This window comes from Pseudactinotalea sp. HY158, assembly GCF_009660225.1.
Taxonomy (GTDB): domain Bacteria; phylum Actinomycetota; class Actinomycetes; order Actinomycetales; family Beutenbergiaceae; genus HY158.
This window is the reverse complement of record NZ_CP045920.1, coordinates 556,512-578,110: the sequence shown is the minus strand read 5'-3', so window position 1 is coordinate 578,110 and position 21,599 is coordinate 556,512. Positions and strand designations below refer to the sequence as shown.

15 protein-coding genes are annotated in these 21,599 nt (G+C 73.8%); 8 read left to right on the top strand and 7 right to left on the bottom strand.

Annotation, left to right across the window (positions count from 1 at the left end; all coding sequences use genetic code 11):
- Positions 1 to 29: 29 nt before the first annotated feature.
- Complete coding sequence (locus GCE65_RS02455; RefSeq protein WP_153877257.1) at positions 30 to 851, bottom strand: glycosyltransferase family 2 protein; 822 nt, start codon at positions 849 to 851, stop codon at positions 30 to 32.
- Positions 852 to 1,099: 248 nt separating this feature from the next.
- Between GCE65_RS02455 and GCE65_RS02450 the strand changes: the two genes are divergently transcribed.
- The 4 genes from GCE65_RS02450 (at position 1,100) to GCE65_RS02435 (ending at position 6,783) form a co-directional block, all read left to right on the top strand.
- Positions 1,100 to 2,359: a glycosyltransferase family 4 protein gene (locus tag GCE65_RS02450; protein ID WP_228760072.1), complete on the top strand. Its 1,260-nt coding sequence runs from the start codon at positions 1,100 to 1,102 to the stop codon at positions 2,357 to 2,359.
- Positions 2,356 to 3,933, top strand: a complete 1,578-nt coding sequence (locus GCE65_RS02445; RefSeq protein WP_153877256.1) for a lipopolysaccharide biosynthesis protein — start codon at positions 2,356 to 2,358, stop codon at positions 3,931 to 3,933. The genes GCE65_RS02450 and GCE65_RS02445 overlap by 4 nt, the downstream gene beginning before the upstream one ends.
- A 199-nt stretch (positions 3,934 to 4,132) precedes the next feature.
- Positions 4,133 to 4,906: a right-handed parallel beta-helix repeat-containing protein gene (locus tag GCE65_RS02440; protein WP_194928790.1), complete on the top strand. Its 774-nt coding sequence runs from the start codon at positions 4,133 to 4,135 to the stop codon at positions 4,904 to 4,906.
- Complete coding sequence (locus tag GCE65_RS02435) at positions 4,903 to 6,783, top strand: asparagine synthase-related protein (protein ID WP_153877254.1); 1,881 nt, start codon at positions 4,903 to 4,905, stop codon at positions 6,781 to 6,783. Before GCE65_RS02440 ends, GCE65_RS02435 begins: the two co-directional genes overlap by 4 nt.
- Here the strand turns inward: GCE65_RS02435 and GCE65_RS02430 are convergent.
- Genes GCE65_RS02430 through GCE65_RS02415 form a run of 4 tightly spaced genes read right to left on the bottom strand, consistent with a single transcriptional unit; the run spans position 6,725 to position 11,143 of the window.
- A complete protein-coding gene (locus GCE65_RS02430) occupies positions 6,725 to 7,750 on the bottom strand; it encodes a glycosyltransferase family 2 protein (RefSeq protein ID WP_194164864.1) in 1,026 nt (341 codons plus the stop codon). The two genes, GCE65_RS02435 and GCE65_RS02430, sit on opposite strands and share 59 nt — an antisense overlap.
- A complete protein-coding gene (locus tag GCE65_RS02425; RefSeq protein WP_153877252.1) occupies positions 7,747 to 8,592 on the bottom strand; it encodes a glycosyltransferase in 846 nt (281 codons plus the stop codon). The genes GCE65_RS02430 and GCE65_RS02425 overlap by 4 nt, the downstream gene beginning before the upstream one ends.
- Positions 8,589 to 9,839: a Coenzyme F420 hydrogenase/dehydrogenase, beta subunit C-terminal domain gene (locus GCE65_RS02420; RefSeq protein WP_153877251.1), complete on the bottom strand. Its 1,251-nt coding sequence runs from the start codon at positions 9,837 to 9,839 to the stop codon at positions 8,589 to 8,591. The genes GCE65_RS02425 and GCE65_RS02420 overlap by 4 nt, the downstream gene beginning before the upstream one ends.
- Entirely contained in the window at positions 9,836 to 11,143 is a 1,308-nt protein-coding gene (locus tag GCE65_RS02415; RefSeq protein WP_194928789.1) for a polysaccharide pyruvyl transferase family protein, read from the bottom strand. The genes GCE65_RS02420 and GCE65_RS02415 overlap by 4 nt, the downstream gene beginning before the upstream one ends.
- A gap of 140 nt (positions 11,144 to 11,283) precedes the next feature.
- Here GCE65_RS02415 and GCE65_RS02410 point away from each other — a divergent pair, with 140 nt between their 5' ends.
- From GCE65_RS02410 to GCE65_RS02400, 3 genes are all read left to right on the top strand, one after another.
- Complete coding sequence (locus GCE65_RS02410) at positions 11,284 to 12,120, top strand: hypothetical protein (RefSeq protein WP_153877249.1); 837 nt, start codon at positions 11,284 to 11,286, stop codon at positions 12,118 to 12,120.
- A gap of 108 nt (positions 12,121 to 12,228) precedes the next feature.
- The gene (locus tag GCE65_RS02405; protein ID WP_153877248.1) at positions 12,229 to 13,836 is read left to right on the top strand and encodes an O-antigen ligase; all 1,608 of its coding nucleotides are present in this window, start codon (positions 12,229 to 12,231) and stop codon (positions 13,834 to 13,836) included.
- Positions 13,837 to 13,903: 67 nt separating this feature from the next.
- On the top strand, positions 13,904 to 15,052 hold the full coding sequence (locus GCE65_RS02400; protein ID WP_153877247.1) for a sorbosone dehydrogenase family protein: 1,149 nt from the start codon (positions 13,904 to 13,906) through the stop codon (positions 15,050 to 15,052).
- A gap of 61 nt (positions 15,053 to 15,113) precedes the next feature.
- On the opposite strand, the gene GCE65_RS02395 is transcribed toward GCE65_RS02400, so the two are convergent.
- The gene (locus GCE65_RS02395) at positions 15,114 to 16,991 is read right to left on the bottom strand and encodes an ABC transporter ATP-binding protein (RefSeq protein ID WP_153877246.1); all 1,878 of its coding nucleotides are present in this window, start codon (positions 16,989 to 16,991) and stop codon (positions 15,114 to 15,116) included.
- 99 nt (positions 16,992 to 17,090) lie between these two features.
- A complete protein-coding gene (locus tag GCE65_RS02390; RefSeq protein ID WP_194928788.1) occupies positions 17,091 to 18,515 on the bottom strand; it encodes a sugar transferase in 1,425 nt (474 codons plus the stop codon).
- A 602-nt stretch (positions 18,516 to 19,117) separates the two neighbouring features.
- On the opposite strand from GCE65_RS02390, the gene GCE65_RS02385 reads away from it, so the two are divergent.
- Entirely contained in the window at positions 19,118 to 21,568 is a 2,451-nt protein-coding gene (locus GCE65_RS02385; RefSeq protein WP_194928787.1) for a LuxR C-terminal-related transcriptional regulator, read from the top strand.
- The last annotated feature ends 31 nt before the right edge of the window (positions 21,569 to 21,599 follow it).

The window sequence follows — 21,599 nt, the reverse complement described above, 5'->3', positions numbered from 1 at the left end:
TGTGTGCGGTGGCGTTCCTGCGGCCCCGGTCAGGACCGGCTGTCGTCCCGCAGCCACGTCTGCCCGGGCCGCCGGGCGGCGACCACACCGCGGGCCTTGGCGATCGCCGCGGTGGCGAGGAACAGGGCGATCCGCGGGATCAGCCGGGGCTCGGCCGCGGCGAGCCGGCGCAGGGCGGGGCCCGGCGGGGCCGGCCGGCGCAGGTGGGCACCACCGTCATGGGCGAGCTGCCGATTCCCCGTCATCGCCCGGACCCGGCGCCGCAGGAGGTTCCGGTACGTGCGCGGCGGCATGATGACCACGGTCGCACCGGGAACCACGCGGCGTTCCGCCGGGGCGAAGCTCATGGCGATCATCAGGTCGTCGGACATCGCCTCCCGCCACGGGCTCACCCGTTCGTGCCCGGCCCGGTCCACGGCGAGCACCCCCCGACCGTAGAGCTCCGCCCGGGTGCCGTCGAGGCGCTGCCAGACGTCGTAGTACCAGCGCACGGGGAGGGAGGCGCCCGTCATGGGCACGAACCGGGTCGGCCCGGCGGCATGGACCTCCCCGCCGAGCGCCCCGCAGAGCGCCCGCACGTCCGCGATCCCCAGCACGACGTCGCCGTCGACGTACAGCCGCGGGAAGGAGGAGGCGCGCGCGTCTCCGAGGGCCAGCGCCCGGATCTTCGACGGCACGGGCGTCTCCACGAGGACGACCGGGTACCGGCGGGCCACATCCGCCGTCCGGTCCGTGCAGCCGTTCGCCACGACGACGATCTCCACGCCGGGCACCTCGCCGCCCCCCAGCGCGTCGAGCAGCCGGGCGAGCACGCGTTCCTCGTCGTGCGCAGGAATGACGATCGAGACCACCTCCGAAGTATCACAGGGCGCGGCCCGCGCCGCCTCACCCCGGGGGTGAGGGGTCGCCACCGGCTCGGGCGGTCCAGGTTCACCCGTGCTCCACCCACACGGGCCGGCCGGGATCGGCGGGCCTCGCCTAGCCTGGGGAGGACCAGCTGGGTCCGGGCGTGCCGAGCCCGCGGGCGCGGGACGTCCGACGACGCCGGCCGCCTTGACAAGTGTCGATCGTGGACGGCCCCGGACGGGAGCAGCACCAGATGTGGCGAAACGGAGAGAGCACCGGTTCGGCCGCCACCGTGGCCGAGCGTTCGCCCCGCGTCCTCGTGGTCATCCAGAACCTGCCGCTGCGCATCGACCGGCGGGTCCGGTCGGAGTGCCGCGCCCTCATCGACGCCGGCTACGGGGTGAGCGTCATCTGCCCGAAGGAGCATGCCGGCGAGCCCGACCGGCACGAGCTCGACGGGGTCGTCGTCCACAGCTATCCGGCCCCCTCCGGATCCCGGGGCCTGTGGAGCTATCTGTGGGAGTTCCTCGTGTGCTGGGTGCGCACCGCCCGGCTCTCCCGCCGGGTGGCCGCCGCCGAGGGGTTCGACGTGCTGCAGGCGTGCAATCCACCCGACACCTATTGGCTCCTCGGCGCGCTGTGGCGGCTGCGCGGCCGGCCGTACGTCTTCGATCAGCACGACCTGTGCCCGGAGGTGTACGAGGCTCGATTCGGCCGGCGCGGGGTGCCGTTCCGAGTCCTCCTCGGGCTCGAGGCCCTGACCTACCGGGTGGCGGACCGGGTGGTGTGCCCCAACCCCGCCTATCAGGCCGTGGCGCTGGAGCGCGGCCGGGTCCCGCTCGGGCGTACCGCCGTCGTGATGAGCACCCCGGACGCCGCCCGGATGAGGCGGGGCGCACCGTGCCGCGAGCTGCGCCGGGGGCGCCGCCACCTCGTGACCTACGTCGGGATCATGGGCCCGCAGGACGGCGTGGACCGGCTGCTCGCCGCGATCGATCACTTCGTGCACGAGCGGGGCCGCACGGACACGACGTTCGCCCTCCTCGGGTTCGGCGACTCCCTCGCCGACCTGCGCGCCGACTGCACCCGCCGGGGGCTCGATCCGTGGGTCACGTTCACCGGGCGGGTCGACCACGACGAGCTCGGGCGCTGGCTCTCCAGCGCCGACCTCGGGGTGACCCCGGATCCCCCGAACGAGTTCAACCACCGCTCCACGATGAACAAGACGCTCGAGTACATGGCCCACGAGCTGGCCACGGTCGCGACCCGGCTGCGCGAGACCGCCCGGTGCGCCGCCGATGCCGCGGTCTACGTTCCGGGGGGCGAACCGATCGCCATGGCGGCAGCGATCTCCGACCTCCTCGACGACCCGGCCGCACGGGAGCGCATGGGCCGGATCGGCAGGGCCCGGATCGAGGGCGAACTCGCGTGGTCCCACCAGGCCCGGGCCTATGTCGGGGTCTTCGACGCGCTGCTCGGCGACGCGCCCCGCCGTCGGGCGGTCCGGCGATGAGGGCACCCGCCACCCAGGCCCGGCCCGCGAGCGGTGGCCTGCGGGCCGCGGCCACGTGGTCCTATGCGCTCTCCCTGGGCAAGATGGTCATCACCCTGGGCCTCTCGCTCGTGCTGGCCGCCATGCTCGGGCCGCGCGCCTTCGGTGTGATCGCGATGGCCCTGGTGTTCACCAACTTCATCGAGATGCTCCAGAAGCAGGGGCTCATGCCCGCGATCATCTCCCGCAAGGTCCTCCGCGACGAGCACGCGGACACGGCGTTCTGGCTCGTCACCGGATTCGGCCTCGTGTGCACGGCCGCGGGCATCGCGCTGGCGCCCCTCTGGGCCGAGATCAACGGCCTGCCCGAGCTCGGGCCGGTGATCCAGGTGCTCGCGCTCACCGTCCCCCTCACCTCGACGGTCGTCGTGCACGAGGCCCTCCTGCGTCGCAGTCTCGAGTTCAGGAAGCTGACGATCCGAACGTGGGCGTCGGTCATCGCGGGCGGGGTCGCGGGCATCGCTGCGGCGATCCTCGGCTGGGGCGTGTGGTCGCTCGTGACGCAGCAGATGGTCATGGCGGCGGTCGCGGCCCTCACCCTGTGGGGGGTCTCCCCCTGGCGGCCACGGCTGCGTTTCAGCCGGGTGGCGGCCCGCGAGCTCCGCTCGTACTCGATGCGGTCCGCCGGCTCGAGCATCGGCCTGTTCGTCAGCGGCCGGCTGGACATCGTGCTCGCCGGGGCGTTCTTCGGCCCCATCGTGATCGGCACGTACCGGATGGGTCAGCGGCTCACCGCCATGGTGGTCGACGTGACGGCCCGGGGAATGCAGTCGGTCTCCCTCCCGGGCCTCGCCGAGGTTCAGGACGACCGCGACGCCTTCTCCACGCGACTGTCCGGAATGCAGCGGATCACGGCGGCGCTCGCGTTTCCGCTGCTCGGCCTCGTCGCGGGGGTCGCCCCCGCCGTCGAACAGGTCCTCGGGCCCGAGTGGGACGGCACCGCGCGGGCGATCCAGCTGCTCGCACTCGTCCAGCTCTGCATCGCCGCGACCCTCCTGCTCGGCCCGGCGCTCCAGGCCCGGGGCCATCCGGGCACGCTCGCGATCCTGCTCTGGTCCGCGGGCGGGATCAAGGCCGCCGCCCTCGTCGGGGCGTGGCTCCTCGCGGGTGGCGGCCCCGACGAGCTCACGGCGCTGTGCCTGGCCATGATCGGCGCGACCGCGCTGAGCTCGACGGTGATCACGATCGTCAGCGCCCGGACCCTCGGGATCCGCGTGCGCACCGTCGCGCGCTCGTGGGTCCCGGCCGGTGTGAGCGCGGTGTGCACCGCCGTGGCCGCCGGCGCGGTCGTCCACGCCGTGGGCCCGGCCGCCCCGGTCGCCGCGGCGGGTGCAGGCGGGGTGGCCGGGCTGCTGTGCGCCGCGGCGACGCTCGTCGCCCTCGACCGGGAGGTGCGGGGGGTGCTGCAGCGCGCGTGGCGCCGGCGGCCGGGGGCCGACCGCAGTCCGCGACGACGCGCGGATGAGGAGGTGCGCGCGGACCGTCCCGCCGCGCCGCCGACACCCGCCACGCGAGCGGGCGGGGGCGAGGCGTGAACGCGCGGGTGGCCCGGCGCCACGGGCCGTCCCGCGGGCGGGGGCGAGGGGCGTCGTCGCTCTGGTCGCCCTCGCGGCCACCCTCGCCGCGTGCACCTCGAGTACGGACGACGGAGCGAGCCCGAGCCCCGCGGGCGCGAGCTCGAGCGCTCCCGAGCCGGGCGCCGAGGCCTCGACGAGCGGCACCGCCGTCCCCTCCGTGAGCACGACGGGTCCGCGCAGCGACCCGGCCCGGAGCACGGGCCCGGTGGCGACGGACCGCGCCGGGCAGACGATCGAGGGGACCACGATCACCGGGCGGTTGACGATCAGCCACGACGACGCGACGGTTCGCGACGTCACGGTGCGCGGAACGGGCACCTACATGATCTACGTGCAGGAGAAGTCCGGGGGCGGGTGCCCGGAGAATGTACGGCTCGAGTACGTCGAGGTGGACGGTTCCGGCGCCCCGGCGGATTCGATCCCCATCTACTCCCCGGAATGCGGATTCACCCTGGATCACGGCCTCGTCCATCATGTCGGCCGCGGAATCCGGATCGCGAACGACGTCGTGGTCGAGAACTCCTATATCTTCCTCACCCGCACCTGGGAGGGTGCCCATCGCAGCGGGGTGAGCACGCACGGGGGCGAGCACATCGTGCTGCGGAACAACGTCATCATCTGCGAGAACGTCGGCTGCTCGGCGGCCATCACGATGTACGGGGACCACGCCCCCGTCGACGGCGTGCTGGTCGAACACAACGTGATCGCCTCGACGGGCTCCTACTGCGCCTACGGCGGCAGCGTGGAGTCGAAGAGCTTCCCGGACGGCGCGGACGTCCGGTTCATCGACAACAGGTTCTCGACCAGGTACTTCCCGACGTGCGGACGGTACGGCCCGGTGGCGGGGTTCGCGGCGGGCTCCCGCGGGAACGAGTGGCGGGGCAACGTCTGGCAGGAGACGGGCGAGCCGATCCGGGAGCCGGCCTCATGAGCCACGAACTTCTCCTCGTCGCGGGTGCGCCGGGGCTGCACGCCGACCGGCTCGATCGGGTCGCCCACGCGGCGCGCCGGGTACCGGGCGCCGTCCGCCACGAGCTCGTCGAGACGCCGCTCGCGGCCGTGGCCCTGGTCCACACCGAACCGGCCGGCGGCTCGAGCGCGGTCCTCGAACGCGACGGCGAGCGCGTGCTGGCGGCGCTCGCCGTGACCGAGGACGGGCTGCGCGCGGCCGTCGACACCGACCGGCCGCACGAGCTCGGGGCCGAGGCGGGCCACGTGCTCGCCCGGATCGGGCCCGACGGGCTCACGGTGGCGACCGACGGGCTCGCGTTCGTGCCCGCGTATTGGGGGCGGACCGACGACGGACTCGTGCTCTCCACGCACCTGGCCTCGCTCGTCAGCCTCGGCCTGCCCGCCGACATCGACGAGCAGGCCGTGGCGGAATACCTCGTGCACATGCACCCGTGGGGCCATCGCACGCTCCTCGAACGGGCCCGGCTGCTCGCCCCCGGCGGTCTCGTGCGCTGGCGGGCCGGCGAGCCGGTCCGGGTGGAGGCGCGCCCGCTCTACACCCCGAGCGCGGAGGCGATGACGGATGCGGAGGCCGTCGCCGAGTTCGCCGCCCTGTGGCCGGAGCTACTGGACCGCGTGCGCGAGCGGGGCGGTGCGAGCCGGACGGTGCTGGCTCTGAGCGGGGGGCTGGACAGCCGGGCGATCGCGGTCGGCGCCGCCGGCATCGGCTGGCGCCCGACGGCGTACACGTACGGCTCCTCCCGCAACGAGGAGACCCGCACCGCGACGCGGGTCGCCGAGCGCCTGCGCCTGCCGCACACGGTCGTGCCCGTCACCGACGACCGGCTGCTGCGCGGGGCGCCCCGCATCCTCGACGCCCTGGACGGCGCGCACAGCCCGGGCGAGATGTACGAGTCCTGGTTCGACGACACGCTGCGCTCCTTCGCCGACGTCGTCGTCAACGGGATGATCGCGGGCCCGATGTGGGGCGACGACAAGACGATGGGGATGAGCGACCCGGACACGGTCGCGCGGCAGCTGCGGGACCGGTTCGCGGGGGCCCTGCGCGCCGCGACCCCCTACGTCCGCACCGGAGGCGGACCGGGTCTCGCCGGCATCGTCTCGACCGGCATCGACGCCGCGTTGCGGGGCTGGGACTTCGGCGAGCGCGCCGACATGGTCATGTTCTGGAAGCAGGCGAACAAGATGCTGCGCTGGGGGAGCATGCTGACCAACAGCCTGCGCCGCGCCGGGATCCGGCTCGAGGCCCCGTTCCTGGACCGGCGCTTCGCCGCCTACTCGGCCCGGCTGACCCCGGCTCAGCGGCTCAACGGGACCCTGTACCTGCGGGTGCATCGGGAGGTGCTCTCGGCCGCCGCCGACATCGAACGCAGCGACGACGGCAACCCGCCGCGCGCCCTCGATCACGTCTACTGGTCCGGGGACCGGTCGATCGCGGCGCAGATGGTCGCGCTCACCGCCCGCCACCCGGTCGCCGGGGTGCGGCGCGGCGGCCGCAGGGTGCTCGACGTGGGCGCGGCGCGGCTGCGCGGGTATCCCCCGCTCGACCGGGCCGCGGATCGGCTGGACGGCCGGCGCGCGGTGTTCCCCGCCGACGTGTTCCTCCGCAGCCGGCCGGCGTACGCGGGCCGGCTGGCCGACCTGCTCGAGTCGGGGCTGGGATCCGGCTCGCTCCTCGACGACGACGCGATCGCGGCCGCCGCCGCGGCCGTGCGGGCGGGCTCGTCCCCGACCCCCGCGCTCGCCCTCGCCCGTATCGGGGCCGCGGGGGCCTGGCTCAACGACTATCGGCGCCGGGCCGGGGAGTGGCGGGCACACGCGCGCGCCGCCGGCTGAGCCCGGTCAGGCCCCGTTCGCGCAGCGCGGGATGGCCGCGCACGAGCGCGATGGCCGCCGCCCGGTGGGTCGGGCGGCCGAGCAGGGAGCGCACCGACTCGTTCCCGAGCACGACGAGCCAGTACGCGCCCGCGGCGAGGCGGCCGTGACGCTTCGAGTACAGCCGCGTCCGGTTCACGGCCACGAGGCTCCACAGCCAGGGCGAGCTCGACATCTCGCCCCCGGGGTGGGCGACCGACGCGGCGTGCACGAGGTGGACCCGCAGCCCGGCGTCCCGCAGCCGGAGGGCGTAGTCCGTCTCCTCCGAGTAGAGGAAGAACCGCTCGTCCCACGTCCCCACGGTGCGTGCGGCGTGGGCCGGCACGAACATCGCGGCGCCCGTGGCCCAATCCGCGCTCGCGCCGTCGACGTAGTACGCCGGATCCCGGATCAGGTCGCCGAGCGGCGCGAAGGCGGCGGCGCGGCGCCCGCCCAGCAGCGCCTCCCCCAGGGCGCGCAGCAGCGTCGGCTCGCGCCGGAGCGAGTACTTCAGGTCGCCGGCATCGGTGAGGATCCGGGGAACGGCCATCCCGATTCGGGGGTCCGCCTCGACGGCCCGCAGCAGCGTCAGCACGCTCCCCGGCGAGGGCACGGCGTCGGGATTGAGGATGTAGGCCCCGCGCCGGGGGCGCGCGTGCCGCAGGCCGAGGTTGATCGCCGCCCCGTATCCGAGGTTGGCGCCCGCCTCCACCACCTCCGCCCACGGTGCGATCGTGCGCACGAGCCCGGCCGTGCCGTCCGTGGAGGCGTTGTCGACCACGACGACCCGGGCGCTGTCGATCCCGGCGAGCGCCGCCGGGAGCGCCCGCAGGAACTCCGGCACGATCGCCGCCGAATCGTAGGTGACGGCGAGGAGGACGACGTCGGGGGCCCCGCCGGGGGCGGCGCCGGCGGGGGCACCGGCCGGCGGCGGAACGGGCCCGCTCACCAACGCGCCGTCCGCCCGAGCGCGAGGTTGATCCGGCGCCGCGCCGAGGCCACCGCGTGTCGCCAGCCCTCGTATGCGCGCAGGTCCAGGGATGCGGCCTGGAGCAGCAGCGCGCTCCGCACGAGCTGCGCGGTCCAGTCGGCCACCGTGCGCACCCCGTTCGCCTGGGCGGACAGCGGCATTCTCGCGACGAGGTCGGCCTCGGTATGGATGAGGGTGTGCGCGCAGCGGGGGTCGTCCATGTGCTCCTCGGCCACGAACGGGTAGTAGAAGCCGTTCACCGCGCCGGCACGGGCGAGCCGCAGGCAGTAGCCCGTGAACGACTCCTCGGGTCGGAGCCCGCCGTGCCGGTCGACGAGCGCGTGCCGCAGCAGGTAGCCGCTGCCCTGCACCCAGTGGTTACGCATGAGCCGGTGCCCGCCGGCGAAGGCCTCGATCTTCTTCTCCGCGAGCGCCGGACGGAAGTCCTCGGCCGGATGGCGCCAGCTTCCGATCACCCCGAACTCCGGATTCGCCGCGTGCGCCGACTCGAACGTGTCGAGCCATCCGGGCGATACGAGGCAGTCGTCGTCCACCTTGGACACGAAGTCCGCGGTGGATTCCTGCCACAGCCAGTTCGTCGGTTCCCGCAGGCGCACGTTCTCGCGGCTGTGGTGGTAGCGCTCTACCCGCGGATCCGTGCGGAACGGGCGCAGCGCCTCGATGGTGGCCTCGTCGTCGCCGTTGTGCCAGAGCCAGACCCGGTCGCCGGAGCCGAGGGTCTCGAGCAGGCGGGGCAGGCTCAGGTGGAGGTACCCGGCGCTGCGGTAGGTGATCATGACGACGTCCGCGCGCCGGGTCACGGGGTCGCCTCGTCGCGGTCGAACTCGGGTCGGCGCAGGCCGCGGACCCGGATCCGGCGGAGCGTGCCGCCGACCGAGGCCAGCTTGCGGCGGAACGGGAGCCGGCGCCACGGCCGGAACCCGGGCATTCCCCGGTAGGTGGGGGCGGCCACGCCCGCCAGGCGCAGGGTGAGCACCCGCGCCCAGACGGCGCCGCGGGTGCTCACCAGGCTCGGTTGCGACTCCGGCAGGCGAGGCATCGGCAGGGGGCTGCCGGCGACGGCGCCCGCGGCCAGGGCGGCCAGCAGGGCGGCGCGGCCGCGCTCGGTCCGCACGACGACGAGGGACCGGCCGGGCTCCCCCTCGCGCACCGTCCGGTACCAGGGATCGCCGACCGACAGGTCCGCGAACTCTCCGGTGTGATCCGGGCAGATCATGCACCGCCACTGCCGGTGCTTGTTCAGCACCTCGCCCCAGGACTCCTCATAGCTCGCCGAGCGCGCGGTGCCGGCCCGGGTGCGGATCCGGAACCGTCCGGGCCATCCCTCGCCCCGGTAGTCCAGCCTCGTCACCTCGGCGGGATCGGCCTGCAGGCGCCGGACCATCTCCTCGGTGGCGCGGGTCGAGGGCGTGCCGGCGCAGAAGATCCCGATGGACAGGGCGATCTTCGCGGCGAGCTCGGGCCGCAGGTCGGCCGCGGTGCGGATGCCCGCGATGTCGCAGGGCTTGCCGACGACCACGCACGGACCGTCCGCCGATTCGACCAGGTCGAGGCGCTCCCCGGGGCTCGCGGGCGAATACCGTGAGCCGGCCGCCCCGACGATCTCGTCGTAGGTGCGGTTGAGCACGGTCTCGTTGAGCAGCGGCCGGTCGGCGCGCGCCTGGACCTGCAGCGCGCCGACGGCGCGGCCCGAGGTCACGCAGTGGGCGGCGAGCGCGCTGACCACGCCCCCGGAGGATCCCCGGTGCCGGACGGCGGGATCGGTGGACCAGCATTCGTACAGGGCGAGGATCGGCCCCCACTCCCCGCCGAAGGGGGCCCCGTCGAGCGTCCCGGCCGCGTGTTCGAGGCGGGCCCCCGGGCACGCCGCCACGGCCTCGCCGCGGACTGCGCCGGTGATCCCCGCGATCGGCAGCGGGCGCCGACCGACGTCGGGGACGTCCACCATCCGCAGCGCGTCCGGGCGCAGGTGGGCGCACACGCCGCAGCCGGTGCACAGGTGCGCGTCGACGATGCCGTCGATCGAGCTCAGGTCGCGGTTGCTCATGCGATCGCTCGGGCGGTCGCGGGCCCCTGCTGCCACTGCCGGACGTCGTCGAGCACCTCGCGCAGCTGCTCGTGGGAGCGGCGGATCACGGCGGGGGCGGCCTCCGACAGCGCCGCCCCGGTGCTCGCCCGGGCGTCGAAGGCGGCCGTCATCGCCGCCACCGCCGCGGACCCGGTGAGGGCCCGGGCGTCGCCCACCTGGTCGCCCATGCCGCAGGTCTCGAACACCCCCCGGGCCTTGTCACTGTAGGCGTAGGCGTAGGCGGGCACGAGTGAGGACAGGGCCCCGATCGTGGCGTGCATGCGGCTGCCGGCGAACCAGTCGAGCCGTCCGATGCACCACTTGAGTTGGGCCGCGTCCAGTTCCGCGGGCAGCACGGTGGTGCGGCGCCGCTCGGCGTCGCTCAATGCCGAGCGCACGGCGGCGATCGCCGTCACGTCGCTCTCCCCCCGCCCGCCGGGCAGGTGCACGTGGGGCACGAGCACGACGTGCGCTCCGCGCGCGATGAGCGCCCGGATCAGGTCGGTCATCGTGGCGAGGTAGTCCCCCGCCAGGCCGAACCGTCCCGCCGCGGCCGGGCCGTGGAGCAGCCCGCTCACGTTGACCCCCGCCACCGCGTTCCCGGCGAGCCGCTCCAGGAGAATGGCGACCTCGGCGGGCGGCCGGCGCGGCTCGAGCGCGAAGGCGACGTCGACACCGCGCCGGAGCCGGTCGGCGTCCGCGTCCGGCCCGGCGAGCTCGAGCAACCGGTCGTAGCTCCAGCCGTCGCGCGCATAGGCGAGCGTGGCGGCCCGGACCAGCCGTTCGGCGAGGCGGCGCCCCGCGATCGTGGTGAACGGCCCGTAGGTCTGCGGCAGCAGCACGAGTGGCCGCCTCGCCCGGAGCGCGGCGCGCTTGGGGGCGGAGACGGATTCGAGGCGGCCCGGACCGTACAGGTCGGTGAAGCTGTCCCCGGCGCTCAGGTCCAGCACGGCGTCGGCGCGCGCGATCCGGCGCGCGACCGGATTGGCCCAGGGGCCCACGGCCTGCGCACAACGCACCTGCGCCCAACTCTCCGGGCGATACCAGCGGCGCGAACGTCGGACGCCGACGTATTCCACCGTGCTGCGCCCGCCGTGCCAGCCCGGCCCGCCCGGCCCGACCACCACATCCGGCCGGGTGCCCCAGCCGTCGTCCAGCACGCTCACGATGCTGTCCGGGGCATTCCGCTCGACCGCGTCCGCCACCGATCGGCCGAGGGCCTCGACCCCCCGATTGCCGTTGCCGATCGCCGCACCGGCGAGCACGACCCGAAGTCCGGACATACGCCCAGTATGAGCCGCGGGTGTGGCTCGTGGGAATGTACTGTGCCGGTTTCGCATCGACCTTGCGCCCGGTGCACCGACCGCCCCTAGGATGGCAGGAGTCGAGGGAGCACGGCTCATCGTGAGAGAAGGTGGCGTCGGTGGACGTCTGGCGAATCACGCTTGCGGCACTACGGCGGTGGTACATCCTCATTCCGCTGCTGGCCCTGACCGGCTGGGCGGCCGTGTCGGCCGGTCACAGTGTCCATCCCGAGTACGAGGTCGATGCCACGGCGATGCTCACCCCCGGGCAGGCCGAGGCGACGATCCCGAATCCCTACGGTTCGCTCAACGACGCGAACCAGGCCGTCGGGATCGTGCTCAACAGCGCCGAGTCCCACGCGGCGATCGCCGCCCAGGGGCTGAGTACGGACTATGTGGTCACGCCCGAGACGCGCAGCTCCATCATGCGGCTCACCGTGCGGGCCGACGACGCGGACACCGCGATCGCCACCGGGGCGGCGGTGCTCGATCTGGCGACGTCGGAGTTGGCCGCCCGCCAGCAGGCGGCGGGAGTGGCGAAGGCGAGCCGGTTCGGCATCGCCGTGCTCGCGCCCCCCTCCGTGCTCGACGTCGTCTACGACGGCAGGACCCGCATCCAGGCCATCGTCGGCCTGCTCGGCGCCAGTGTGGCGCTCGTCGTCGCCGTGCTCTTCGACGACATCGTCGGGCTCGTCCGGCGCCGCCGCGGCCTGCGGGAGGATGGGCGCGACCGGCGGGAGGCGCCTGCGGGTGCGCCGGCCGGGAGCGCGCTGGTCGATCCCGTCGATCCGGCCGATCCGGACGATTCCGGGGCCACCTCCCCCGCCGGTCCGGCCCCAGGCGTCGCGACCGGCCCGATCGAGCATTCACCGGCGCGCCCGTCCGGGGAGTCCGCCCCCGACCCGGGACGCGAACTCGACCTGTCCGGCTCCTCCTGGACGGATGAGCGGCGATGAAGGGGAGCCGCCGCGCACCCGCTGTGCCATCGATGCCGTCGATACCAACGATCCCGGCGATCCCGCTGATCCCGGCAATGCCGGCCCTGCCTGCGGGGTGAGTCGCGGATGAGCCGGTCCGGCCGGGCGCCCACGTCCACGCTCCCGCGCGCCGCATCCCGCGACGAGTGGGACCCCGCGCTGCTGCGCACGCCGACCGTACTCCGGCGGCTCCGGACGCACTGGATCCCGCTGCTGCTCCGGCGCCGGCAGGTCACCGTGCTCGGCCTGCTCGTCGCCTTCCTCGCCCTGCAGTTCCTCATCCCGTCCCGGCTCGTCATCGGCGGGATGGGGGCCGTGGGGCGCCCCTCGGTGGCGGTCGGGGTGATGATCGCCTTCCTGTGGTGCCTGTGCGCCGTCCGCCCGCACCGGCTGCCCGGGGGCGTCACGCCGATTCGACTGGTGCTCGGCCTCTTCGTGGCCCTGCAGCTGTTCGGCTACGCGGTCGGGGTCGATCGCGGCCCCACGGCGGGTGAACTGAGTGCGGCGAATATGTGGCTCATCTTCATCGTCGCCATGGCCGGGGTCGCGCTCGCCGCCGCGGACGGGCTCCACGACCGCCGCGACGTGGACCGGCTCCTCCAGACCCTCGTGGCCGTCGCGGCGGCGATGGCCGTGGTCGGGGTGCTCCAGTTCACCGGGATCGTGGACCTCACCCGGTATATCCGCATTCCGGGACTGCATCTCAATGCCGACCTCATCGCCGTCGGAGCGCGCGGCGACGGCCACTTCCCGAGGGTGGCCGGCACCGCGAACCACTACATCGAATTCGGCGTCGTGCTCGCGATCGTGCTGCCGATCGCGCTGCACTACGCGCTCTTCTCCCCCCGCGGGCGCACCCGGGCATGGCGCTGGGTCGCGGTCGGCCTCATCGCGTCCGGCATCCCGTTGTCGATCTCCCGATCCGCGATCCTCACCGTGGTCATGACGATGGGCCTGCTGGCCGTGGTGTGGCCGTGGCGGCATCGGTACAACGCCGCGGTCGTCGCCGTGCTCGCCACGGCCGCATTCCACGTCGTCAATCGCGGGGTGCTGGGAACGATCAAGGGGCTGTTCCTCAACGTGGACGACGATCCGAGCGTGCTCGACCGGATCGCCCGCACCGGCTATGTGATCGACCTGTGGAGCCGGCGCCCGTGGCTCGGCCGCGGAGCCGGGATGATCACCCCCGAGCGGTACATCCTGCTGGACAACCAGCTCTACATGACCCTCCTCGCCGGCGGGGTGATCGGACTGACCGGATTCGTCCTGCTGTTCCTCGTGCCGTACCTGCAGGCCCGCAGCATCCGGCTCCGGGCGCGGGACCAGGAGACCCGCCATCTCGGACAGGCGCTCGCGGTCACGCTGCCCGCCGCGTTCATGGCGAGCGGAACGTTCGACTCGTTCTCCTTCTCCACCTTCGTGGGCACGATGTTCGTCGTGTTCGGCACGATCGCCGCGCTGCATCGGGTCGAGGGGATCAGCGTGCACACCCCGCTACAGCCGGCCGCGCCCGGGGACCGGTACGTCGCCACCCCGGTGATGGCCGACATCCGCGCACGGCTCCGGGCGGGCTGGAGCGGCGGGGCCCTCCTGCGAAGGCCGCCGGCCCCGTCCGACGCCGCGCCGGCCGGCCCGCCCCTCGGGTCGCCGACGGGTCGGGACGCTATGCCGCAGGCCCCTCCCGCGAGAGAATGAGACGACGCAAGGACGCCACGCGCGCGACCCGCACCCGCCACCCACCGGAATCCGTTCGGAGGTCCTCATGCGCCGATCCCCACGCACCCGAGCTGTCGCGGCCGGGCTGCTCCTCAGTGCGACGATGACGATGGCGGCCGGCTGCAGCGGGTCCGACCCACAGCCGGACCGGGCGGGAGGCCCGGCGCCCGCCCCGTCGCCGGCGGACGATCGGACGACGCCCCCCGAGGACCCGTCCGAATCCCCGTTCACGGAGGTCGACGTCGTGGACACGATCGCGACCGACCTCCGATCTCCCTGGGCGGTGGCGTTCCTGCCGGACGGCTCCGCGCTCGTCACCCAGCGCGACTCCGGCACGGTGCTGCACGTCACCGGCCACGAGGTCTCCCAGGTCGACGCCGGTGGGCCGGACGGCGCCCTGCCGCAGGTGCATCACGAGACCGAGGACGGGCTGCTCGGCATCGCCGTCGGACCGGACGGGGGAATCTACCTGTACCTGACCACGGCGGCGGACAACCGGGTGATCCGGATGGACCTGGAGGGTGAGCGGCTCGTCGATCCCCGGGTCGTGCTGGACGGCATCCCCTCGGGGTCCCATCACGACGGCGGGCGGCTCGCGTTCGGCCCCGACGGGTACCTGTACATCACCACGGGAGACACCCGGGAACCGAGCCTCTCGCAGGACATCGACAGCCTCGCCGGGAAGATCCTGCGGGTGAGCACGACCGGCGAGCCCGCACCCGGGAACCCGTTCGGCAACGAGGTCTGGAGCTACGGCCATCGCAACGTGCAGGGGATCGGCTGGACGGACGACGGGCGGATGTACGCCTCGGAGTTCGGGGAGAACAGCTTCGACGAGCTCAACCTCATCGAACCGGGCGGCAACTACGGCTGGCCGGCGGTCGAGGGATGGGCGGGCGACCCGCAGTACGTCGATCCCCTCGTCACCTGGCCGACGTCCGAGGCGTCGCCGTCGGGGATCGCGGTGACCGACGACGGCGTCTGGGTGGCGGCGCTCCGGGGCGAGCGGCTCTGGTTCGTGCCCCTCGAGCCGGGCGGCGCGGTGGGCGAGCCGCGCGACTACCTCGACCTGGGCCGGCTGCGGGACGTGCTCGCGACCCCGGACGGCGGGCTGTGGGTCGTCACCTCGAACACCGACGGGCGCGGCGACCCGCGAGGATCCGACGACCGGATCGTCCGGGTGGAGACCTCGTGAGGGTGCGGCCCCGTGGGCATCGCGGGAAACACGGGGCGCACGGGCCTGTGCCGCCGCGCCGTCAGCGCGCCGCGTCGTTCCGCTCGGGTGGCAGGTAGGCGGCCGCCTGCACCCGGAACAGCTCGGCGTACTGGCCGCCGGCGGCCATGAGCTCCTCGTGCGTGCCGTGCTCCGCCACGGCTCCCGCGTCCATGACGTAGATCCGGTCGGCGCTGCGCACGGTGGAGAAGCGGTGCGAGATGACGAGCGCGGTCCGTCCTTCGAGGGTCTGTCGCAGGCTCGTGAACAGCTCGTGCTCGGCGCGCGGATCCAGGGCGGCCGACGGCTCGTCGAGGATGACCAGCGGCGCGTCCCGATAGTACGCGCGGGCGATCGCCACGCGCTGCCACTGGCCACCGGAGAGGTCGGCGCCGCCCGCGAACAGCCGGGACAGCGGCGTCAAGTAGCCGCCGGGCAACGCCTCGATCGCGTCCGCGGCCCCGGCGGCCCGGGCCGCCCGGGCCACCCGGGCGCGGTCGGCCGGCTGCGAGACGTCGCCCGCCGCGATGTTCTCCTCCGCGCTGAGCGCGTAGCGCACGAAATCCTGGAAGATGACGGCGGTCCGCGCCCGCACGCTCGCCGGCGACCACTCGCGGATGTCGGTGCCGTCCCATCGGATCGCGCCCGCCTCCGGCTCGTACAGCCCGGCGAGGAGCTTCGCCAGGGTGGTCTTTCCCGAGCCGTTCTCCCCCACGAGTGCCACGATCTCGCCGGCCCGGAGCTCCACCGTGGCGCCGTCGACGGCCGGCTGCTCCGATCCCGGGTAGGTGAACGCGACCCGTTCCCCGCTCACCCGGCCGAATCCGGCCGGGGCCTCGGGCCCGCGTGTGTCCTCCTGCGCGGGCCCGGCGAGCCGGAGGAACCCCTCGAGGTCGTCGAGGAACAGGCCGGACTCGAAGATCCGCTGCACCCCCGCGAAGAGCGCCTGCACCTGGGTGGCCAGCATTCTGATCGCGACGATCGCGGCGCCGGCTCCGGCGACGGTGACCCGCCCCGCGAGGATCATCCACACGAGCGCGGCGAAGGTGAGCACGAGCATGATCGCGCTGCCCAGGTTTCCGAGCACCGAGAGCCGCGCGCGGCGCCGCAGGTGCGCGGCGAGGTCGCCCAGATAGGTGGCGTAGACCGCTGCGAAGCGTCCGTGGAGCCAGGTCGAGAGCTGGAAGGCCCGCACCTCCTTGGCCTCGTCCCGACCGGTCTGGGTGAGGGTGAGGTACTGGCGCATGCGCAGGGCGGGCGTCTGCGCGACCGAGAAGTCGAACTCGAGCCGGCTCTCGCGGCGGCTCGAGAGCAGCACCGGCAGGCCGCCGAGGACCAGCAGCGGCAGCAGCAGCGGGCTGATGCTCACGAGTGCGGCGCCGACGCCGACGCCCGCGGCCAGCGCGCCCCCCATCGCGATGAGGCCCTGCGTCACCTGATAGGGCCGCGAGAGCGCGTTCGACTGGACCCGTTGGAGCCGGTTGAAGAAGTCGGGTGACTCGAAGCTCGCGAGCCCGACCCCCGTCGAGACGGCGAGGACCCGGTCCCACATCGAGCGCGCGACCAGTTCGCCGAGCATCCGCTGCATGTGCCCCTGGACCGCGCCGACGATCGAGGAGACGGCGGTCAGGGCGGCCAGCAGCACCACCGGCACCCACAGTGACGCCGTAGCGACCGGGGCGTCCTCGAGCGCGAGCACGGCCGCCAGCACCGACTGCACCGCGAGCACCTGGCCCGCGAGCGCGAGCGCCGCGACGACCTGGAGCGCCAGGAGCCCGACGAACAGCCCGCGGCCCGAGGCCCACACGAGGCGCAGGCTCGCCCGGATGAGCAACGAGAGCCGGCCGATCGACCGGCGCTGTGCCCGCGCCTGCGCCCGCAGGGTGACGGGGTCGACGTCCTCGTCGCCGTCAGCCGCCATCCCGGGCCTCCTCCAACGCGTCGACCTTCATTCAACCAAACGACCCGTCGTTTTCGTACCCGAATCCGGCGGCGGGATCGGGCCTTCCCGAACAGGCGGTCAATACGCGCCCCGACCCTCGAACACCGCCCGGAACGTGCGCAACAGGATCACGAGGTCTCCCCGGATCGACCAGTTGTCGGCGTAGTCGAGATCGAGTCGGACGGTCCGCGCCCAGTCGAGATCCGAACGGCCGCTCACCTGCCACAGCCCGGTCATGCCCGGGCGCACCCGCAGCCGCTGGCGTATGTCGTCGTCGTAGCGGGCGGCCTCGCCGGGCAGCGGCGGGCGGGGCCCGACGAGGGACATCTCGCCGCGTACGACGTTCCACAGTTGCGGGAGTTCGTCGACCGAGTACCGTCGCAGGAGCCGCCCGACCCGGGTCACGCGGGGGTCGTTGCGGAGCTTGAACAACACGACGTTGCCGTCGTTGCGCGCCTCGAACTCCGAGCGCCGGCGGTCGGCGTCCGCGGTCATCGTGCGCAGCTTCATCATGTCGAACGGCTGACCGTGGCGCCCGATCCGCCGCTGCCGGTAGAAGGTCCGCCCGGGGGAGTCGAGATGGATGAGCGCGGCGCTGATGGCGATCACGGGCGCGAACAGGAGGAGGAGCACTCCGGCCAGGACCCGGTCGATCGCCGACTTCGCGAGGGCCTCCACCGGGCCGCGGGCCGTCGCGACCGCGAGCATCGGTGTCCCGTTCACGACACACAGCTCGAGGCGCTCCGATGCCACGTCGACGATATCCGGGGCCACGAACACGTCGATATCGCGGCGCTCCAGGCGCCAGCACAGGCGGCGGAACTCCACAGCCCCCATCGACCCCGCCCCGACGACGATCGAGCGGATGCCGCCGTCGACGGCGACGTCCGCGGCGTCCTCGACGGCCCCGAGCACGGGCGGGCCGGCCGTGGGCAGGGCCGTCGTCCCCGCCGGCGTGCAGACTCCGACGACGTCGAGACCGGACCCACCCGCGGCCCGGCACAGCCCGACGAGCCGGTCGAGTTCGGCGACCTCTCCCACGACGAGCGTCGGCGAGCCGGTCCGGCCGCGCCGGCGGGCGCGGCGGATCGCGAGCGATCCGAGGACGTGCAGTCCCGCGACCATTCCACTCGCGAGCACCACCGTGGCCAGCAGGGCCGGCACCGGCACGGGAGCCCGGAACCGGAGTTGATAGCCCAGGACCAGCAGGAGGGCCCAGAGGCCGCCCGCTCGAAGCACACGGGCCCGGTCCCGCGCGCCGGGGGACGACGTGCGACGCGATGTCCGGCCCAGGACGGCCGAGACGATCCCGTAGCCCGCTCCGGCCGCGAGTCCGAGGAGCGCCCGCCCCTCGGGGGTGAGGGCGGCGTCCGGGACCAGCACGACCGCGACGGCCGTTCCCGCGATGAGCGCCTCGGTGAGGCTCCGGCCCGACCGGTGCAGCCATCGAGGGCGGCGGCCGGTCGCGACGCCGCGCCACGCAGCCCGGGCCGTGGCGCGCACTGAACCGGCAGGGTGGGCGGAGCCGGCAGAGTCGACAGGGTAGGCAGAGCCGGCAGGGTAGGCCGAGCCGGCAGGGTAGGCAGGGTAGGCGGGCTCGGGCGGCGGGGCTCCCACGGGCCTCGGCCCCGGGTAGGCTCCCTCGTACACCGCCATCGTCCGACTGCCTTCCACTCCACTACGCCGACGAAGATCCACCACGCGCAGCGACGTTCGTCCCGATATGCGGACCTTCGTCTAGCGCGTAGCCTCAACTCAACTCCCGGGGACGACGTTTGAGCAGGGCCCGCGGAGGTGAACCGCGGGTGAGCCCGCCCGGGGCGCGGCACGATCGTCGGACCGGTCGAGGGTGAGACGTCGCGCACCCGCCGCTCACCCCCACCATCCAGGGCGGCCCGATCACGCAGCCGGACGCGGGTCGCCCCGGTCGAAGTCGACGCCTCCCGAGGCACTTACAATCCGGCACTTCCGTCGACATCGACACCCCTGCTGGATAGACTTACGGCTCACGCGGGTGACCCGGGATGGGCCCGTCGTCCGCGCGAGTCATCCCTTTGTATCTCCGCCCACCGCAGTAGCAGGTTCGCACCATGGGTGTCTCAGGAATGTCCGACCCGGAACAGTCCCGGCAGTTCACGTTGCCCCGGATCGCCGACCACGACGCCTCGGCCACGGCCCTCCTCGACCGGTTGGGCGACGCCACCGCGTTCCCGCTGCGGATCCTCCAGGCACCCCGGGGGTACGGCAAGACCGCGCTGGCGGTCACGTGGCTGCGGGCGCAGCGCGGCCGAGTGGACATACGTTTCGCCCGCCTGACCACGGCCGCCAACGACCGTGCGGGGTTCTGGCAGGAGTTCCTCGATTGCCTCGAGGGCCGGGCCCCCGAGGTGGGCGGCCGAACCGCGCCGACGTCCGCGGCGACCCAGGAACGGGCGATCCGGATGGTGGCGGGTCTGGCGGATCCGACCCTCATCGTCCTGGACGACTACCACGAGGCGGGATCGCAGGCCGGGGCGAACGAGATCGATGCCGTGCTCGTCGACCTCCTGCGCCAGAACCCTCAGGTGTTCATCATGGTGGCCGGGCGCCGGCCGCGGGCCCTCGACTCGCTCGGGCCGCTGTCCGTCGACGCGTTCATCGTCGGCGCGGACGATCTTCGAATGACGGCGACCATGACCGCGGAGCTCGCGCGCTCGATCGGGTTGACGCTCGACCGGCGGGGGGCGGAGCGGCTGACCGGTGAGCTCGGCGGCTGGCCCGCGCTCGTCCGGGCGGCGATCCACCAGGCGATCCTCACCGACGATCCATCGACTCCGCCGGAGTCGTTCGCCGGCCAGTACATCGCGGCGGCCTTCCACGAGCTGGCCTCCCCCGCCCTCCGGGATTTCGCCCTCTCGACCGCCGTTCCGTCCGAATTCGACCTGCAGACGGCCCGCGCCCTCGGTTCCGAGGAGGACGCCTGGGCCATGATCAGCGAGCTCACCGCGAGCGGACTGCTGGGCGCGACGCCCGCACCGTCCGGTTCCGTCTACGCCTACGCACCCGCCGTCAGGCGAACCCTCCTCGGGGTCATGCGGCAAACCTCCGCCGAGCTGGAGCCGCGGGCCTACCGCACGCTCATGCAGCAGGCGGTCCGCGGCGACGACCCCGCCACCGCCCTCTTCTACGCGACCCAGTCGCGCGATTGGCCGGCGGCGCTCGAGGTGATCGAGGCCTGCTGGGACCGTCTGCTCCTCGAGGCTCCCGACGTGCTGGGCGCGGCGAGCCGGGTGCTGCCCGCGGCGAAGGTGTCCATCGACGCCCGATTGCGCATGGCGCGGGACCACCTCGAGCCGACGGGCGAGCGCAGACGCCGTCTGCATCCCTACGAACCGGGCGGGCTCTCGGCCCGGCTCAACGCCTCCGTGATCGCCGGCCGAGGCTCGAACGTCCGCGACGACGAGCTGCTCGCGCTCCTGCAGTGGGGGGTCGCCCTGCTCGCCACGGGGGACCTGGTCACCTCCGCTTATGCGTTCGCCCAGGCCCATACGTGGGCGACCGCACGCAAGGACGGCGGATCCGCGCTCGCGGCCGTCGGCGCCGCCCTGGCACATGCACTGCGCGGTGAGCCGGCGTTGGCCGCGCCGTGGCTCGCCGACCCGGGGCTGCCCGCCTGGCGGCAGACGCTCGACGGCGAGGACCACCAGGACGCGCTCCTACTCGCCCTCGAGGCGGCGCGCGCCCTCGTGCTGGTCGACACCGACGACGCGGGCGCGGTCCCGGCCGCACTCGCCCTGGCCGACGACCCCCGTCGCAACGACCTGTCGTCACTGTGCGTCTTCATCCGCGCCCAGGCGATCCTGCAACACGGGGATGAGCCCGCGATGCTCACGCACGCCACGAATGCGCGCGCGGCGCTCGACGTCACCCGGCGCGGATCGATGGCCGAGACGTACCTGGCCATCGTCCTGGTCGACCTGCTCCTCGCCTGCGAGATGCCGTCCTCCGCCCGGGAGGTCCTGGAGTTCGTCGAGCCCCGACGCGATCTGCGGATCGCGCTCGGGCGCATCCATCTCGCCGAGCGGCGGTTCGGCAAGGCGCTCGAGGACGCCGAGCACGTCCTGCGCGACCAGAGCCCGCTCGGTCGCTACGTGCTCGAGGCCCACCTGCTCGCGGCCCGCGCCCACGACGGCGCCGGCCGGCTGCCGGCCGCCCACGCGGAGCTGCGGGCCGCCGCGGACCTCGCGCTGATCCACGGACGCACCGCTCCGTTCGGTTCGATGCCGCCGGGCCGGTTCATGTCGCTCGCCGGCAACGATCCGTCGCTGCAGGGGCTGCGCCCGGACCTCTACCGGCCCGACGACGGATCCGGGCCGCGGATCGTCACGCTCACGCCGCGCGAGGCACAGGTCTTCCATGCGCTGCTCGAGCATCTCGGTCCGGTCGGCATCGCTCAGTCCCTCGGGCTCTCACCCAACACGGTCAAGACCCATGTGCGGACCATCTATCGAAAACTCGGCGTCAGCAGCCGCGCGGACGCGATCGAGCAATCCAACCGGGTTCGGATCTCCACCTGATCCGCCCCGTCCGAGCACCGTCAGAAGTCGG

Coding starts and splice junctions, on each gene's coding strand:
- GCE65_RS02445 (WP_153877256.1), top strand. CDS start 2,356: ATGAGGGCACCCGCCACCCAGGCCCGGCCCGCGAGCGGTGGCCTGCGG.
- GCE65_RS02400 (WP_153877247.1), top strand. CDS start 13,904: ATGCGCCGATCCCCACGCACCCGAGCTGTCGCGGCCGGGCTGCTCCTC.
- GCE65_RS02420 (WP_153877251.1), bottom strand. CDS start 9,839: ATGAGCAACCGCGACCTGAGCTCGATCGACGGCATCGTCGACGCGCAC.
- GCE65_RS02395 (WP_153877246.1), bottom strand. CDS start 16,991: ATGGCGGCTGACGGCGACGAGGACGTCGACCCCGTCACCCTGCGGGCG.
- GCE65_RS02435 (WP_153877254.1), top strand. CDS start 4,903: ATGAGCCACGAACTTCTCCTCGTCGCGGGTGCGCCGGGGCTGCACGCC.
- GCE65_RS02415 (WP_194928789.1), bottom strand. CDS start 11,143: ATGTCCGGACTTCGGGTCGTGCTCGCCGGTGCGGCGATCGGCAACGGC.
- GCE65_RS02405 (WP_153877248.1), top strand. CDS start 12,229: ATGAGCCGGTCCGGCCGGGCGCCCACGTCCACGCTCCCGCGCGCCGCA.
- GCE65_RS02450 (WP_228760072.1), top strand. CDS start 1,100: ATGTGGCGAAACGGAGAGAGCACCGGTTCGGCCGCCACCGTGGCCGAG.
- GCE65_RS02385 (WP_194928787.1), top strand. CDS start 19,118: ATGTCCGACCCGGAACAGTCCCGGCAGTTCACGTTGCCCCGGATCGCC.